Here is a 15,923-nt window from a genome sequence, read left to right on the forward strand (position 1 = left end):
GCGCGATATCAGGGCAACAGCTTGCCCGGATTGAGAATGCCATCCGGATCGAAAGCGGCTTTCACGTTGCGCATCAGGTGCAGCGTGGAGGGCTGCAAGGCGAGCGGCATGAATTCCTTTTTGACCAGCCCAATGCCGTGCTCGCCCGATAGCGTGCCTTCAAGCGAAATCACCAGCGCGAAGATTTCAGCGAGGCAGGCATGTGACCGCTCGCGTTCCGCATCATCGCGTGGCAGCAGGTTGACGTGCAGGTTGCCGTTGCCGGCATGGCCGAAGCTGACGATCAGCACGTCGTGCTTTTTCGCTAGCGCCTTGATGCCATCCACGAGTTCCGGCAGATGGCTGACGGGCACCACCACGTCTTCGTTGATCTTGTTCGGCGAGATGGTGCGCTGGGCGGGCGATAGTGCCTTACGCGCGGACCACAGCGCCTGGGTTTCCTCAGCGGTTTCGGCGACGCGCAGTTCTTCCAGTCCATCCCCGCGCGCCGCACGCGACACGGCATCCACGGCGCTAGGTAGCGTTTCCGGCTCACCGTCCACTTCAATCATCAGCATTGCACCGGCCAGCGGCACGCCATCGCCGCCGTAATCGCGGGCGAGTTTCAGCGCCACGTCGTCGATGAATTCTAACGCGCAGGGCGTGACTGGCTGGGCCATGATCCGCGCGACGGCTCGCGCGGCGGCGGATACGTCGCGATAGGTGGCGCGAAGCGTGCGCAACGCAGAGGGCTTGGGTGTGAGCTTGAGCGTGGCTTCCGTGATGAGTGCCAGCGTGCCTTCCGAGCCGATCAGCAGACGCGTGAGGTCGTAGCCCGTCGCGCCCTTGCTGGTGTACGTGCCGCAACGGAAGCCGTCGCCGGTGCCGGCCACTGCGCGCAGGCCTAGCGTGTTCTCGCGCGGACTGCCGTACTTCACCGTGCGCGGCCCCGCTGAGTTGCAGGCGAGGTTGCCGCCGATGCTGCACCACGGCGAGGACGACGGATCGGGTGGCCAGAAGAAGCCGTGTGGTTTCAACGCCTGCTGCAGGTCACCGTTGAGCACGCCTGGTTCCACCACGGCGAGTCGATTGTCCGGATCGATACGCAGAATGCGGTTCATGCGCTCGAAGCTCGCAACCACGCCGCCGTCCACCGGCACCGTGGCGCCCGTCGTGTTGGTGCCACGCCCGCGTCCGATCAACGGCACGCGATGTTCGCGACAGGCTCGCACCAAGGCTTCCGTCTGCTCGTGCGAAGTGGGAAACACCACGGCATCGGGCAGGGCGTTGCGCCGCGAGTTGTCGTAAGCGTAGGCAAGGCGCTCGGCCATGCCCGTGGCCATCGCGTCGCCAGGAAAGTGTTCACTCAGCGCGTTGAGCAGGGCGTCGGGGAGGTTCATAGGGCCAGTATCCCACTCTCCCGCCATGATCGCCGCCTGCCCGTCGGATCAATCCGCTGGCGGCGTTTGCGGCGCCGTCATCTTGGCCGGCGGCAGTGCTAGCTCAGCCGGAAGCAGCGCATCGACCCGTTGGCGGATATAGGGATAGAACGGGTTGGAGCTGACCCGCAGGATGTCGTCCAGGTTGAGTATCAATGCCCCGCGCTCGCCACGCGGTGCGGCCGTGCCCAGGCGGATACCGAAGTCCTCCGACATGTCCGGCTCGGTGCCGTAGAGCGGATCATTGGATGGGAACGGTAGAGCGATGTGTGAGAGCGAGAAGATGTTGTCCGGATACAGAATGGATAGCGGCACGGTCGTGGCTGTGGTCTGGCCGGCGTCGGTCGTACGTGCAACGGTATGGTCGTCGTTCTCCGCCGCATTGCTGATAACGGTGGTCGTGAAAGCCTGAGGGCCAGACGGCAACATGCGGCTGAGGGCGGTGAGTGAGCTCGCCTTGAGCAGCGTGTCGAAGCGGTGGTCGCGATTGACGTCGAACAGCACCACCTCGCTGCCGTTGGCTGGCACATGCGCATAAAGCGTGTGCATCACCGCGGAGGCGCTCACCGTATCGTCCACCACGGACTGAAACGTGAGGATGGGTGGCAGGCGGGAGAGCTGCTTGTCGCGCGCCATGCGCAGCATCTGGCTGCGGATCGCATCGGTAAGCAGATAGGTCTGGCGTGCCGCATTCACCGGGAACGAGTTGTACTTATACGGGTTGTATTCCGGCAGCAAGTCCAGCCACGCGGCCTTGGCAAATCGCGGCAGCATGGCGGGCAGGCCGGCGAGCCCGGCGAAGCGGGCGAAACTGGTCACGCCGATCATTGGCGACAGCAGCACAAGTCGCGTGGGCATGGTCAGGTCACTGTGCTCGCAGGCATCGAGCGTGTACTTCACCGCGAGCGCACCGCCGTTCGAATAGCCGACCATATGGATGGGCGCATTCGGCCCCACGCGCCGGCGCGCCTCACGCATGGCAAGCCGCGTAGCGGCCAGCCAATCCGGCCAATCCACCTTGGTAAGCGCCGCCGGTACTGTGCCGTGACCCGGCACGCGCAAGCCGATAGCAACAAACCCATGCGCCTGATACAGCTCAGCGATGTCGCGCAGGCTGTACGGCGAGTCGGTCAGGCCATGGATAAGCACCACCGCGCCCACCGGTGTCCCCACCGGTTCCAACACGTATGACCGGTTCCAGTCGTGAGCAAAATGGCCCGGATACATCGGCGCGCCGTCGAAATACCGGTTGGAGACGACACGCTGAGAAGGCTCCAGTTTGTCGGTGACCTGCGTTTTCACCTCATCAAAAGCGCGCTGTTCGGCAGCCAGATAGCCGGGCCAGTCGCTGGCGTCGAGCTGCGAGGGAGACAGTTCGTCCGGGACGAAGGTCTGCCACGGAGCAAGCGGTTCACCCTGCTGCGAATCCCAGGCGCGGATGCCCAGCAGCGAAACGAGGAAGACCAGGACGACGACGGCCGTCCATTTGCCCAGCTTGATCAGTACCCGAACCATGGCTTCCCCGCGAACGATGCCGCCATCGGCGGCAGGCGGCAGCAGTCTGCCTCAAAAAGCATGGGGAAACCGTAGAGGAAAACCGATGCCGGCCGTACGCCGCCGGCTCGATATCGATGTTAGGCCACTGGGCTGGCTCAGATCGCCAGCTTGGGAATATCCACCTTGGGCAGCAAGCGCGCGGTGAAGTAGCGATCCTCGTAGTAGCGGATCTTGTCGCACAGCACCGGGTGAGGGATGCCTTCGTAGAAGAACACCTCCTTCTCCGGGCCCATGGCCTTCAACTCCTGCGGAAGCATCAGAGCGCGGCGTTCTTCCGACTGGCTGCGCGACTTGTCGTTGCGCCCCTTGGTCACGTTCTCCTTGCGCACGGTGGTATAGCCGAGCATCTCGGAGTAATCGTTGGCGTCCTGTTGCTCGCGCGGCGCGTAGACAATCTGCAGTGCGTGGTTGGTGATAAGGGCGCGGGATATGTCCTTGCCGTAGGCGGCATCGAGCTGGGCCATGCTCTGGATGATAGGCAGCAGACGAATGTTGTAACCCGCCATATAAGCCACGGCGGTGGCGATGATCTCCACCTTGCCGATCGAGGTGAACTCGTCCATCAACAGCAAGCACTGGTGCTTCAGCTCAGGGTTGTTCTGCGGCAGCTCTTTGGTATTGAGGTTGATCAGCTGGCTGAAGAACAGGTTCACGATCAGCCGGCTCTCGGCTAGCTTGTTGGGCTGAATGCCGATGTAGATGGTCATCTTCTTCTTGCGCACATCGGTGAGCAGGAAGTCGTCCGTGCTGGTGGCCTCATCCAGCACCGGATTGATCCAGGCGTTCAACGGCTCCTTGAAGGTGCCAAGAATGGAGGCGAAGGTTTCGTTGGCCTGCGAGAGCAGATTGGCGAATGCCGACTGCGCGTTGCCGCTGAGGAAGGGCTGCTGCGCCAGATGGCCGTATAGCTGCCGCAAATCGGTGCCGTCGCCGGAAGAGAGTCGGTACACATTACCCAGCGTTGGCTTGACGCGCAGCGCCTGCGGCAGGCTTTCACGCTCGTCGGCGTCCCATTTCTCGAACAAATAGAGGGTGAAGGCCATGAACGCATTACGCGCCTGACTGACCCAGAACTTCTGGTCGTCCGAGCCATCTGGATAGAGCATGGCCGAGATGCTCATCAAGTCCGATACGCGGAAGGCGGGGTCGTTGGACACATAGCTCAACGGATTCCAGCGGTGCGTGCGGCGGTCTTCGGCGAACGGGTTGAACAGGTAGATCTCGTGGCCCTGGCTCGCTCGCCAGCCGCTGGTCAGCTCGAAGTTCTCCTGCTTGATATCCAGCACCACCGCGGACTCGCGGTACTCCAGCAGATTGGGAATCACCACGCCCACGCCCTTGCCCGAGCGGGTAGGCGCCGCGAGTATCACGAACTGCTGGCCGCTCAGGCGCACCAGGTCACCCTTGTACTTGCCCACCAGGATGCCGTTGTCGGACGCCTTGAGCATGTCCTTCTTGCGCAGGTCGCCGCCATGCGCGAAACGAGCATCGCCATGCATCGCCTGCTTCTTGCGGCGAGACAGCGGATACAGCGATACCAGCCACAACAGCACGGGAACGCCAAAGCCGAGATAGCCTGCCCAGCGGAGGCGACCGACATAGGGCTGCACCTGCGGCAGGTCGAGTGCGCGCACGTAGTTGAGGTAGGTATTCCAGGCGAGCGGCTCGTTACCGAGGCCCAGGAACTTCAGCGCGAGAAATCCAGACAGGTACTCGCCGGCGATGATCGCCAGCAGGGCCAGTCCAATGGCAACGTACACTTTGGTCTTGCTCATGCAATCTTCCTGAAGCGTTTCCTGGCGCGTCCGCGCCGGGTCCCAGAGTAGATACGAATGTCGGTCGAGCCGTTGGATTGGGGCCTGTTAGGGGCCAGCCATCGGTGTGTTCTGCTGCAATTGCTGGGTGGGTGCGTTTTGCGCCAGCGCGTGCCCTGCTTGCGGCTGAGCCTGCTGCTGCCATGTCGCACTGCTTCGTTCAATCGGAGTAGCCATGGCCTGTGCCGTATCCACCTGCGCAATGCGCTTGAAGGGCGACTTGATGTCGCCTTCTACTGCATAGGCGCGCGAGGCATCGTCGCTGAGCACCACGTGGTGAATTTGGTTCATGCCGCCCTGGCGCGCCGCCACCGTCAATGCCGCCGCAAGATTGTCGCTGCGTTGGTCTGATGAGCGCTGATGCGAAGCGTCGAGTTGCTGGACGGCACCGCGCGCCTGCTGGAAGAGCGCATGGTCGGGATGCGTGGCCTCGTTGAGCATGGATTTCTCCGCGGCCGGCTTGTTGTCAAACCATGAGCCCGGATGGCTCAAGGTATCGAACACTTTCGAGGCCTTCTCGCTTGTGGCTTCCTCTGCAGCGTGCAGCGCCTTGCCTGCGCTCTCGAACGCATGCTCAGCACCCGCGGCGACGTTCCTTGCGGCGTCACCGACCCTATGCGCAGCCGATGTCGCTGCGTGCTCGACGGCAGCTACATCACGTACCACCTCGTTCTTGACCGCAGTACCCGCACGCTCGGCGGCTTCGACAGCTTCGTGCGCCACATGCGTTGCCGCATGCCAGCCTTCGGTCGCTTTCTCGGCCACGGTGTGGCCCACTGCCTCACCGGCATCCACGATCGTCTTGGGAATCTCCCAGCCAAGGGACAAGCCCTTGCGCAAGTCGCCCACGTCGTTGCGATAGCGGTCGATCATCTGCTGGTGCTCGCGATACAGCGCCTCACCTTGCGGCCCGACGATCGAATGGCCAAGCAGCTTGCTGTCCGGCACAAAGTTATCGATGGCGTGAGCGTTGAAGTCGATCGCCTTGAACGGATTGCGCGGGCTCGATAACGTGCTGTCATCGCGATAGCCGGCCTTGGTTAGCGTGTCGATATCCTGCTGCACGGCATAGGTGCGCACCTCGCCAAAGTGCGGGCTGGCTGCGCTCACCACGTCCGTGGCGCGCACGTGGTCGATCACCTGATGGCCGCCCTCGGGCACGCCCTGCCACAGCCCGGCAGCACCATAGGCGTTGAAGGTTTCGCCCTTGAGTCCGAACTTGGATGCGTTGATTTCCGCAAGCGTGCCGCCAAGGGAGTGGCCGGTTACCGTCACCGGCATGGGGCCGGTTTCCTTCTCCAGCGCATGCACCTGATCGAGAACGCGCTGGGTGAAGGCGATGGCATCGGGCGATTGGACATTGACGCCCGCGATCACCATGCCCGCATCGGTACCACCGTCCTTCAGTGGCTCGCGATCGAACTCCGTGCCGCGGTACGCAATGATGACTTCATGCGTATCCAGGCGCTCGTAGGCCGTGGCCTGAAAGCCCGTGCCAGTGTCCGCGTAGTCGAGGGCCTTGTAACTGACCCCGCCCAGTTCGACGCGCTGCCCTTTGACCGGTGTCTGGTAGGCGTTCTGCGAGAGCAGGGCGTAGTCGGATGTGCTGACCGTCATGGGGTGATCTCCTCGGCGGTCAACGTAGCGGAGAAGGTGCTGGTGGGATCTTTGTAATCCTCACGACGCGCGCGGCCGCTGTCCGTCAGGGAGGGCGCGTCTGGCTTGGTCGAGTCTTCGTAGAAATGTTTGGAGAAGTAAGTGACAACCGGTGTACCGGCCTTGATGTCCTTCAGGAAGATCGACGGGCTGAAATCCATCTTGCCGACTTTCAGCTCAATGCCGGCCGCCACCAGTTCCCACTGGCAGACGCCAAGGCCGTAGTAGTCCTCATCGACAAAGCGATCCGCATACAAAGTGCCCTTGTAGACGTTGTCGCTCACATGCGTGAGCGTCAGGGGAATGTGCTCCTGCGGCACGATGGTGGCGCCACTGATGGGCGTCAGCGGTACGCAACGACCATTGCTGACCTGGTAATCGACCGAGCCGGCCACGCTGTCGAAGGGGCCTGGCGCTCCGTCGATCCTGAGCGTGATGTCGTAACGCTGCTTGGGAGTCGGATTCTGCTTGATGTCGGGCTTTTTCATAGGGCTACCGCAGGCGGAAGAGGTCAGGGCAAGGAACAGGGCAAATGCGATCCCGTTGGACGAGTGTCGCCAGCTCCTTGGTCTCAGGGATAGCTATCGACATGATCGATACCTCCGAGGTGTGCAATGAGCCTTCCAGGTCGGAGCCATGGCGATGATGTTGCATATCATCATTGCTGGCACTCCTCGGCGGTCAGCGTCGTGGAGAAGGTATTGCCGGAAACCCCATAGTCTTCCCGGCGCGGGTTGCCGCTGTCGTTGAATGGGGGCATCGCGAGATGGTGTGCACCGGCATCGACTTGCTTCGACAGGTAGGTGAGGACTGAGCTGCCGGATCGAACGTCCTTCACGAAAAATCCTGGACTGAAGCTCATCCTGCCGACTTTCATATCGAAATCTGCGGCCATGATCTCCCAGTGACATACGCAAAGCCCGTAGTAATCCTCGTCGACGAAGCGGTCCACATGAAGCTTGGCCTTGTAGACCTTGGTGCCCGCCTTCGTCAGCGGATCTGTGTACGGCTGATTGGCGAAGACCGGTTTTCCGTCAGCGTCGTGAGCTGAAGACGAGGCCGGCTTGGCCGAGCTCAGTACCTATTTTATTTGCCAAAAGCAAAAGGACAGACGGCGGTATACAGCTTCGCCGATACCGGGTTGAAGCACTCTTCGTCGGTAACCACGTATGTGCCGGTGGCCGGATTCAAGGGGGCCCAGCAGTCCGCCGGCCAGCCCAGCGTACAGAACAGGAAGGGGTTGTTGTCGTAGTACGGTATGAACTTGTAGAACGGCGTAGCAATGGCGCTAGTGCCTATCGCCATCAGAACAACGGCAAGCAGCGGTTTGAACAGTCGCATATAACGGTCCTTCGTCAGCGGGTGGAGTTGGCATCTAGCCGGTGGTCGTCCCTTCACTTAGGTAGACGCGAGGGTTCGACCCGGAGGCTTTCAACGTATATGTTCCGCGGTAGGTACGGGCTGTTGGTGCGCTAGCGTGGCGGAGTGTTCTCGCTCCAGGTCTAATGAACTTGGATAGGACGGCTGCAGGCGGTGTAGTAAGTGTGGCAATTGTTGGCGCCGGCGCTTTTGCATGTGCTCATGCCTCTCTGCGACGCTTTCTCGATAGTGGTGTCGGCGGCAGCGTTATACCCGGAATCACTTACCGTGAACGCAACGCAGCCGTTCTCGTAGGGTATTTCTACTTTGCATGCGGCCCCGCCTTTTCGTTTGCAATCAGCCATGGCTGCTCGCTCTGCAGCGCTCTGGCTTAGTTGGTCGATGGCGACGCCAAGCACACCATGTGGTTCATCCGACGCGATGGCGCCCCATCGCGATTCCCACTTAGGGGGCGGGGGTTGGAGTGCTTGAGATTGCTCCGGAGGTGGCTCATTGCCTGGTAAGCAGGTGCTCACGCCTCCGGCGGTCGAGAGGATATCCCCAGGAGCGCATCCGGCAACTTGTGCGTTCGCGTGCAAGGACATCGCGCTCATGACAAGCATTAGGCACATCAGAGTGAAGGCTTTCATATTTGCGTGCCCCCGGATTTGACGGCGTCTTGGTTGGCTACAGATTGAGCGAGACCGCGAGGCGTTGTGGCGGGGTTGCTGAACCCACCGCTGCCGTGCTGCTGTGTTTGGCTGGTTTGACTGGTGGCAGGAGCCCCGCCTCCGGCGTACGCAGGGTTGTATCCGCCGCCGCCACTATAGGCAGAACCGCCCGCTTGCTTGCCCGCGCTCACCTGTGGCGCCGGAATGAAGTTACCCATAGCGCCGTTGAAGAAAGCCGCCGCCATCGGTGGCGTGGTGATGATGATTACCGTCATCAACAGGCCGACACCACCCTGCTGCATGGCGGCGGTATTGAAGCCGGGGTTGCCCAAGCCCGCGAGGCGGGTGATGAGGTCGGCCGACCAGATGGCACCGGCGACGCGATAGGTGAGGTCAAGCACGATGGCGATCATGCCGCTGAGTACGGCCATGGAGAACATGGTGCCGACAGCATAGGTGAGCCATCGCCGGAAGAGGTCTTTGGTCTGATCAAACATCAGGCTGAGTATGAACAATGGACCGAGGCCTACGATAAGCGCGAGCGCCACCTGATACATCAATAGCATGGCGCCCGCAGTCATCGCCGGTGCAGCAATACCCAGGGTGGCGAGCAGCGAGGCGCGCGCTTTGGCGTTGTCGGATACGACATCGCCAATAGGTACCTGCACCATGTCGATGGCGCTGGAGGCGGCGGACACGAGCACGAGATTTTTATCGATCTGCGATGCGGGCGAACTGTCCGATCCGTTGACGATCTGATTGACGGCTTCCGGTAGCTGTTTGTAAAGCAGGTCGTACAGGTCGCCGCCGCCGACCGACCAGGCTTTGGCTGCCGCAACGATCAGTGAAACTTTGATCATGTGCGTCACCGTGGTCATCATGGACTCGTGCGACTGCCCCGTGACCATGCGATAGCCCCGGAAGAAGACCCACAACGTCACCAGGATGAACGCGAAGTTCGCGACCCAGCCGGTGGCGTTGCCCATCATGTCAACGCCGTACTGCTCAACCTTATTGGTGAGGTAGTTGTAGATCAGTGCAAAGTATGCGGAGTCCATGGGCTTTCACGATGTTCAGGTGGGGCCTCGGCGCAACATGATGGAGTGGTTTTCCATCACGTCACGAGCGCTGGCTTTGGATCAGTTGCCGACGGACAGTGCTGCGCCGAAGGTGACGACCTGCATGGCATTGCCGAGCATGGTGCCTTTCATGGCGGTCTGGGCGAGCATGGACTGTCGTTCCTTGAGGGTGGCGATGATCGCGTCGTCCGCCTTGATCTGCTGGTCGACATTGGCCATCTCTACGCTCAGTGCGTTCTGCGACTGGCTGGTCTGGGCCTGTGAAACTTGGCGGCTGCCAGAGGCGAAGGCGTCGAGACTGTTCAGGCCACTGACGAGACTGCTCAGATTGTTGGAGTAGTCATTCATGCGGTTGAGCATCCCAGCCACGATGTTGTACTTGTGGATCTGCCGCATCACGATCTGGTAGCAGATCTGGGTCTGCTGGGACTTGATATCACTGCTCATGTCCACGCCGAAGACATTGGCGACCATGCTAACGGGATCGGCGCCCGGACATTGGTTCGTTGCCGTGGTCTGCGCATCGGAGTCGCTGATGATTGGCAGGCTATTCGAGATGGGCAGCAGATTGAGACCCATGCTGCTGATGGTGTTCTTGATGGTGCTGTAGGTCTGTTCCAGCTGGCTCAGCTGATCGGCCAGGCTGGTGATCTGCGTCGCCTGGTTTGCCGTTACCAAGCCCTGCATGGTGGGGTCGTTCACAATCCACTGGGCATTCGCCGGCATGACCGTGAACCCGCCAACGGAAAGACAAGCCAGAAGCGCCACAATCTTGATTTGTATGCGATGCGTGAGTGGACGAATCATGTCGGATGCCTCTTTGGGTGGCGGGTAAAGTGTTGCGGTTAAAACTCAATGGGCCGCGCGGCGAAGCGGTGCTTCAGTCTTGGTCTTGCCCTTGCCGCTGCCTTTGCGCTGGTCGTAGAAGGTCTGCAGCCATTGTTCCGGGCCCAGGCTGTCGACCGGGGCGCCTGCAGCATCCGCATGCTCCTTGAGTACGCGATGCATGATGTCGATGTTGTCGGTAGATGCGGAGATCACTGCCAGGGAGTCATCCATGCCGCGCAGGTTCAACTGGCAAACAGCTGATGCGTGGCCTTGTTTGACCAGGAAGCAGCGCGAACGCTCGTCCAGGCTGACTACCACCTGATACTCCGCCTCAGTCAGCTTCAGCCCCTCCACGTAGTCTTCGCGGCTCGCATTGGGGTTGGGCAACAGAACCATCGTGGCGGTCTGCTCGATGAGCGAGGCAGCGATGTCGCTGGCCAGTGCGTCTTCCGGGCTTTGCGTGGCGAAGATGCCAAGGCCGTTCTGCTTACGGATGGTCTTCTGCTTGTTCTTGGCGAACTCCTTCAGGCCGCCCTGGCCATCGAGGATCTTCCAGAACTCGTCCATCACATAGATGAGCGGCCGACCGTCGATGAGCTCTTCCAGTCGGTGCAGCAGGTAGTTGATCACCGGTACGCGCACTTCCGGGTTATCGATCACGTCGGTGTAGTCGAAGCCGATGATCGGGGCCTTCCTGAGGTCGATCGTATCTACCGGGTTATCGAACACCCAGCCCAGCGAATGGCCCGTGGTCCACTTGCGCATGCGGATGAACAAGCCGTCGTCACCCATGTTGGGCAGGCTCTTCTGGAAGTTGGCCATGGTTCGCAGGTGCATCGGCGTATCGAGGATGTTCTCCACCGCGCGGTGGATGTCCTCTTCCTCGCGGGAGCTGTAGATCGTTTTGCCGGCCAGAACTTTGATGAGCTCAACCAGGAACTGGACGTTGGCTTCTGTACGCTGGCACTGGAAAGGATTGAAGCCGGTGGGCTGTCCGTTCTCCAGTGCCAGGTAGTTACCGCCACAAGCGCGCACGAAGATCTCGGCGCCACGATCCTTGTCAAAGAAAAAGATGGTCGGCGTTGGCGAGAGCTTCTGCACTTGGCTGAGCAGGAAGTTGATCAGTGCGGTCTTGCCGGTACCTGACTTGCCGATCACCATCGTATTGGCGATGGCTTTTTCACCCAGCGAGTTCTCGTTGGGATGGGTGGCATGGAAGTTGAAATAATAGGCCTGACCGTTGGTGGTCTGCAGCGTAGTAACGCAGTCCCCCCCACGGGTTGTTGGCCTTCTTGCCGGTGGCGAAGTTGTGCAGCGGCGAAAGCCCAAGAAAGTTCAGTGAGCTGACGTTGGCCAGACGCGTGCGGTACTTCCAGTTGCCTGCGAATTGCGCATAGAACGCCGAGGTGACAGCAAGATCTTCCTTCACCGAGACGAAGCCCGCGTTAGACAGCTCTGCACGTGTGACGGCAAGCTGTTGCGCCAACAACTCCTGACTAGTCGCGTAAACCGCCATGGAAAAGTGATACTCGCCGAGCACAAAGTTGCCGGACGCCAACTGGTCCATGGCGTGGTCTAGCTCGATGATCTGGCTTACGGCCTTGTCACCGGAGGAGATCATCATGCCCTTGGTACGTTCCAGCGCCTTGATCGCATCGTGGCGGCCCATAGGGCTGAACGAGTGGGTGATGACGTACTCGAAGTCCAGGTACTTCAGGCCGTTGAGAATGCCGGGGTAGGTGCCCTCCGGGTATTCCTTGACGTTCAGGATGGCGCCGAAATGGTTGACGCCGCTCGGCGTGGTGATTGCGAAGTCGCCACTTTTGGCCGAAAAGCGCAGACGGCTGATCGGCAGATAGGCGGGCACGGGTGCAGATAGCACCGGCACAGGTTCATCCATGCGGTTCAACAGATAACCGAACAGCTCTAATGTTTCGGAGAACACCAAGCCGTTGGACGCTTCGTACATACCGAGGCGGTACGGAGCATAGTCCTTGAGTACAGCCTCCACGTTGCCGGCTAGCTCGTTGACCGTGGCGACCGCGTGGGCCTGCGCGGACTCGAGCTGACCGACATCCGACGTCTTATCCTTGAAGCGTTTGCCGCCGACTACCGGGCGGTAGATCAGCGTCAGGTACAGCTCGTTCTGCATCAGCTTCTGACTCGACAGTGCATCGTAGTACTGGTCGGACATCTGCTGATTGAATGCTTGCTTGAACTCGCTGTGATCACGCAGCCGTCGACGACGTCGTACGTCGTGCACCCAGAAGGCTACGTTAACGAAGTCGGGCGCACGCAGCGTCTGCAGCATGCGATTGAAGGTGTTATGGCGGTGCTCCAGCTCCCACTCGTCGCGCCCGACGAAGGGTAAGCCTTCAAGGCGCCACGTCATCAGGTAGTCGCCCTCAACGGTCTTGATCACCGTTGGCGATACATGGGTGGACAGCGGAACGTGTGCGCTGATGGGGGCGTCTGGGGTAAACATGAGAGGAGCTGCCGGTCAAGGGTAAGGGTGAGGTCTTCGACGGAGCAAAACAAAACGTGGAGTAGAGGCATGGGCTGCTATCTGGCTTGCCGCCCATGCCTTACGCCATTACTTCTTCCTGTCGCGCGAATCGCGGTAGCTGTTGGGAGTGAACGCCCACATGCCGTCATGCAGCTGCAGATTCCGTACGCGTGTGCGGAACTGAAGACGCAGGCCAAGCAAGCGGAAGATCAACTCGTCTCGCTTGGCCATCTGGCGCATCACCATGATGGCTGGCGGTATCAGCAACAGAAAGTAAAGATTGAAGTACATGCCAAGCAGCAGCCCGCCGCCCGCGACCAGAAAAAAGGGCACGTAAGGTACGCCCATGAACATGGGCGGACGGGTGCAGCCGCGAAACAGCACGTTCTTATGCATAGTGCTGCAGAAACTGCACGGCCGAATGCACGTGATCCAGCAGCATGGTGGTGTTGTTGGAGGTGCCGCCGCAGGTGGTGCTGGCACTGGAGCTGCCGCCGATGACCATCTTGGCGATCTGAGCGGCAGCGCCGATGAGCACGCCGCCGATGAGTGCCGGCGCCACCTCGGTGATGCGCTTATGCGCAAAGGCGATCTGATAGCCGGAGAAAATGATGGCGATCGTCACGATGGCAAACGATGCGACGTTTAGCAGCGTGTTGACGGTACCGAGAACGCCGCAGAGGTTGGATTGCGCATCATCGGCGAACGCCATGCCCGGAAGGATGATGGCAGCCGTCATGGTCAAGATGACGGCGCGATCCAGCATGCGCTTGCGCTGGGCGGTGGTATTGATGAAGGGTTTGATTGCCATGGGTGTCTTTCCTTGTCGATCGATTGAGAGTGGTTGGAAGTGGGCACCGCGACGCGTCTCGCTGCACGTCCGTAGCATTGGCCCTGCCGGGACTCGACCATTCCGCGATAGCGGAACTATCGGTGCTTGGTATCCGAAGGAAGTCGCGGCGTCTTGCGAGTCATGACGTCGCGGGCTTTCCGTCGGTGTATGTCAGGTTTCAAAACACGAAGGCATCGTCATGCCCTCCCAGTCGAAGATCTGCTCGATCGACTCCCGGCTGTGATGCCGCTGTTTCCTGCTTGGGGGCTGCCACGGGATCGTTAGGGCCACGCACTTGCGGTTCGAAGATGTCGTTATTCGACGGTGAGGCGGGTACTGCAGGATCAGGGGCGGGCAGTTGCGTGCCTGCCACCGCGGCGGCCTGGATATCCAGCGCCGAAGGCTGTGATCCCGAAGCTGCCGGTTCAACCTCGGCTGCATTTGCTGGTAGATGGGTACCCGCAACGGCCGCGGCCTGGATATCCAGGGCGGAAGGTGGCGTATTGGTAGGCAACTCCCTGCTGGGTATCGCCTGCGCTTCCGGCATCAGGTTCTGCGCGATCTTCGCTACGGCAGCGGCGCCGGCATTGTCAATGACCGAACTGCGCATGCGGACCAAGTACTCGGACGCGGTCATGGGTTGGGTACGCGTGGTTTGCGCGAGTTGGATCGGAACGGCGCGCGTCTGTCCGGATATCGCGGACGACGAGCGATTCATCGAGTCAAACACCTTCTGCACGTAGCCGTCTTCGTAGCCCTTGGCGAAGTTGCCCGAGTAGTAGCAACTGAAGGCCTTGCCCCAATCGCCGCCGGCCTGTGCGTAACACTGGGCCAGGATCTGGGTGCCTGCCACCAGGTTGGGGCACACATCGAAGGCTTTCTCGTACGAATCGAGGCCGAACTTTGCGAAGTTGGTGCGATTGACCTGGGCGATGCCCAACGAGTAGTTGTAACCCTGGCTTTCCAGCATGCGTGCCGTGGCTACAGCTTCGTCAAGGTTTTGTGGCTGTCGCTCGAGGTGCGCGCCGACCACTCCGATGGCGAACGGGTTGCTGCCGGATTCCACGTTGACCACGTGCTGCATGACCTGTGCCGGAACGGCGAGTTCATGACAACTGGCGATGTTGGCGATGGGCATCATCCGTGTCTCCCTTATCCGTGGTTGCCTTCGGCCTGGCGGCCAGGGTTGAAGTCGATACCGGTGATGTAGCGACGGCCGGCATGTGCCTTGATATGCACGACGATGTCGATGGTCATCATCAGCAAGCGTTTGATCGTGGAGAACTCGAGCCCCGAACCTTCATTGGAGGCTTTCACCATCAGCGCCAGCTGGTCCCAGGTCTGCTCGGTGCTGCCGGCATGGCAACTGGTGATGGAACCCGGGTGGCCTGAAGCGCAGTTGCGGATGAAGTAGAACGACTCATCGCCACGCAGCTCCGCGAGGATGATGCGGTCGGGCTTCATGCGAAGGCAGGCTTCCATGCAGCTCTTGGCCGTGACATTGCTGGCGCTCTGGCCGCCCTTGGAATAGAGCAGGTGTACGACGTTGGGCTGATCAATGAACAGCTCACGGGCATCCTCGATGGTGACGAGGCGTTCATTGGCCGGGATGTGGTGCACCAGCGACTTCATGAAGGTCGTCTTGCCGCTGCCGGTGGCACCGGAGACGACGATGTTCTTCTTGTTGAGCACCGCCTGGCGGAAGAAATCCGCGTAGCGACGTTGGGAGCGCAGTTGCAGTAGCTCGCGATCCTGCTCGCTGATGCCGTGGGTGTCTTCAAGAATCTCGTCGAAGAAGCCGTCATCCTGGTACTGCGCCAGCGTCTTGGTCTGCTTGGAGGGCAAGCGAATGGTGATGGAAATGCTGCCTGCCTCCACCGCCGGTGGAATGACAAACTGCGCGCGTTGCCCTGTGGGAAAAGTCAGGGACACCACCGGATCGACATCGGTGATGCGCTGGCCGGTGTTGCTCTCATTGACCACGGCTGTGCAGAACTGGCGGGCACGATCGAAGGTCAGCGAGGGCATCTCCACCTTTTGCCACTGGCCGCCAGCCTCCAGATACAGCTCTCCCGGCCGATTGACGCAAATCTCCGTGACCTCGGACGAGGCCATGAATTCCTGGATGCCCAGCACGGAGTACTGGTACTCCAGGAATTCGTTCGGAATGTTGGCGAGGGTTTCGTCGGCCATGGTCGTTGGG

14 protein-coding genes and 1 pseudogene are annotated in these 15,923 nt (G+C 60.6%); all 15 read right to left on the reverse strand.

Annotation, left to right across the window (positions count from 1 at the left end):
• Positions 1 to 8: 8 nt before the first annotated feature.
• The gene (locus tag DYST_RS18725; protein ID WP_239947442.1) at positions 9 to 1,379 is read right to left on the reverse strand and encodes an FAD-binding oxidoreductase; all 1,371 of its coding nucleotides are present in this window, start codon (positions 1,377 to 1,379) and stop codon (positions 9 to 11) included.
• A gap of 48 nt (positions 1,380 to 1,427) precedes the next feature.
• On the reverse strand, positions 1,428 to 2,933 hold the full coding sequence (locus DYST_RS18730) for an alpha/beta hydrolase (protein WP_239947444.1): 1,506 nt from the start codon (positions 2,931 to 2,933) through the stop codon (positions 1,428 to 1,430).
• A 137-nt stretch (positions 2,934 to 3,070) separates the two neighbouring features.
• On the reverse strand, positions 3,071 to 4,750 hold the full coding sequence (locus DYST_RS18735) for a type IV secretory system conjugative DNA transfer family protein (RefSeq protein ID WP_239947446.1): 1,680 nt from the start codon (positions 4,748 to 4,750) through the stop codon (positions 3,071 to 3,073).
• Between the two features lie 87 nt (positions 4,751 to 4,837).
• Positions 4,838 to 6,406 (reverse strand): XVIPCD domain-containing protein, encoded by a 1,569-nt coding sequence (locus DYST_RS18740; protein WP_239947448.1) that lies wholly within the window; start codon positions 6,404 to 6,406, stop codon positions 4,838 to 4,840.
• Complete coding sequence (locus DYST_RS18745; RefSeq protein WP_239947450.1) at positions 6,403 to 6,933, reverse strand: hypothetical protein; 531 nt, start codon at positions 6,931 to 6,933, stop codon at positions 6,403 to 6,405. Before DYST_RS18745 ends, DYST_RS18740 begins: the two co-directional genes overlap by 4 nt.
• Before the next feature lie 170 nt (positions 6,934 to 7,103).
• A complete protein-coding gene (locus DYST_RS18750) occupies positions 7,104 to 7,397 on the reverse strand; it encodes a hypothetical protein (RefSeq protein ID WP_239947455.1) in 294 nt (97 codons plus the stop codon).
• Between the two features lie 134 nt (positions 7,398 to 7,531).
• The gene (locus tag DYST_RS18755) at positions 7,532 to 7,786 is read right to left on the reverse strand and encodes a hypothetical protein (RefSeq protein ID WP_239947457.1); all 255 of its coding nucleotides are present in this window, start codon (positions 7,784 to 7,786) and stop codon (positions 7,532 to 7,534) included.
• Positions 7,787 to 7,947: 161 nt separating this feature from the next.
• Positions 7,948 to 8,454: a DUF4189 domain-containing protein gene (locus DYST_RS24385; protein ID WP_428993928.1), complete on the reverse strand. Its 507-nt coding sequence runs from the start codon at positions 8,452 to 8,454 to the stop codon at positions 7,948 to 7,950.
• Positions 8,451 to 9,533, reverse strand: coding sequence for a type IV secretion system protein (locus DYST_RS18760; protein WP_102302943.1), 1,083 nt, complete (start codon positions 9,531 to 9,533; stop codon positions 8,451 to 8,453). The genes DYST_RS24385 and DYST_RS18760 overlap by 4 nt, the downstream gene beginning before the upstream one ends.
• Before the next feature lie 81 nt (positions 9,534 to 9,614).
• Entirely contained in the window at positions 9,615 to 10,361 is a 747-nt protein-coding gene (locus DYST_RS18765) for a hypothetical protein (RefSeq protein WP_239947459.1), read from the reverse strand.
• Positions 10,362 to 10,406: 45 nt separating this feature from the next.
• Positions 10,407 to 12,867: pseudogene (locus tag DYST_RS18770) on the reverse strand (VirB4 family type IV secretion/conjugal transfer ATPase).
• A gap of 108 nt (positions 12,868 to 12,975) precedes the next feature.
• Positions 12,976 to 13,284 carry a type IV secretion system protein VirB3 gene (locus DYST_RS18775; protein WP_102302940.1) on the reverse strand — a complete coding sequence of 103 codons (309 nt, stop codon included), beginning with the start codon at positions 13,282 to 13,284 and terminating at the stop codon, positions 12,976 to 12,978.
• The gene (locus DYST_RS18780) at positions 13,277 to 13,699 is read right to left on the reverse strand and encodes a TrbC/VirB2 family protein (protein ID WP_102302939.1); all 423 of its coding nucleotides are present in this window, start codon (positions 13,697 to 13,699) and stop codon (positions 13,277 to 13,279) included. The genes DYST_RS18775 and DYST_RS18780 overlap by 8 nt, the downstream gene beginning before the upstream one ends.
• A gap of 199 nt (positions 13,700 to 13,898) precedes the next feature.
• On the reverse strand, positions 13,899 to 14,861 hold the full coding sequence (locus tag DYST_RS18785; protein WP_239947464.1) for a lytic transglycosylase domain-containing protein: 963 nt from the start codon (positions 14,859 to 14,861) through the stop codon (positions 13,899 to 13,901).
• Between the two features lie 11 nt (positions 14,862 to 14,872).
• Positions 14,873 to 15,913: a P-type DNA transfer ATPase VirB11 gene (gene virB11, locus DYST_RS18790; protein ID WP_239947466.1), complete on the reverse strand. Its 1,041-nt coding sequence runs from the start codon at positions 15,911 to 15,913 to the stop codon at positions 14,873 to 14,875.
• Positions 15,914 to 15,923: the final 10 nt, after the last annotated feature.

The organism is Dyella terrae (genome assembly GCF_022394535.1).
Lineage (GTDB): Bacteria > Pseudomonadota > Gammaproteobacteria > Xanthomonadales > Rhodanobacteraceae > Dyella.

Excerpts from the sequence above, each read along its gene's own strand:
- DYST_RS18725 (WP_239947442.1), bottom strand. The coding sequence starts at position 1,379 with ATGAACCTCCCCGACGCCCTGCTCAACGCGCTGAGTGAACACTTTCCT.
- DYST_RS18730 (WP_239947444.1), bottom strand. The coding sequence starts at position 2,933 with ATGGTTCGGGTACTGATCAAGCTGGGCAAATGGACGGCCGTCGTCGTC.
- DYST_RS18735 (WP_239947446.1), bottom strand. The coding sequence starts at position 4,750 with ATGAGCAAGACCAAAGTGTACGTTGCCATTGGACTGGCCCTGCTGGCG.
- DYST_RS18740 (WP_239947448.1), bottom strand. The coding sequence starts at position 6,406 with ATGACGGTCAGCACATCCGACTACGCCCTGCTCTCGCAGAACGCCTAC.
- DYST_RS18745 (WP_239947450.1), bottom strand. The coding sequence starts at position 6,933 with ATGAAAAAGCCCGACATCAAGCAGAATCCGACTCCCAAGCAGCGTTAC.
- DYST_RS18755 (WP_239947457.1), bottom strand. The coding sequence starts at position 7,786 with ATGCGACTGTTCAAACCGCTGCTTGCCGTTGTTCTGATGGCGATAGGC.
- DYST_RS24385 (WP_428993928.1), bottom strand. The coding sequence starts at position 8,454 with ATGAAAGCCTTCACTCTGATGTGCCTAATGCTTGTCATGAGCGCGATG.
- DYST_RS18760 (WP_102302943.1), bottom strand. The coding sequence starts at position 9,533 with ATGGACTCCGCATACTTTGCACTGATCTACAACTACCTCACCAATAAG.
- DYST_RS18765 (WP_239947459.1), bottom strand. The coding sequence starts at position 10,361 with ATGATTCGTCCACTCACGCATCGCATACAAATCAAGATTGTGGCGCTT.
- DYST_RS18775 (WP_102302940.1), bottom strand. The coding sequence starts at position 13,284 with ATGCATAAGAACGTGCTGTTTCGCGGCTGCACCCGTCCGCCCATGTTC.
- DYST_RS18780 (WP_102302939.1), bottom strand. The coding sequence starts at position 13,699 with ATGGCAATCAAACCCTTCATCAATACCACCGCCCAGCGCAAGCGCATG.
- DYST_RS18785 (WP_239947464.1), bottom strand. The coding sequence starts at position 14,861 with ATGATGCCCATCGCCAACATCGCCAGTTGTCATGAACTCGCCGTTCCG.
- virB11 (WP_239947466.1), bottom strand. The coding sequence starts at position 15,913 with ATGGCCGACGAAACCCTCGCCAACATTCCGAACGAATTCCTGGAGTAC.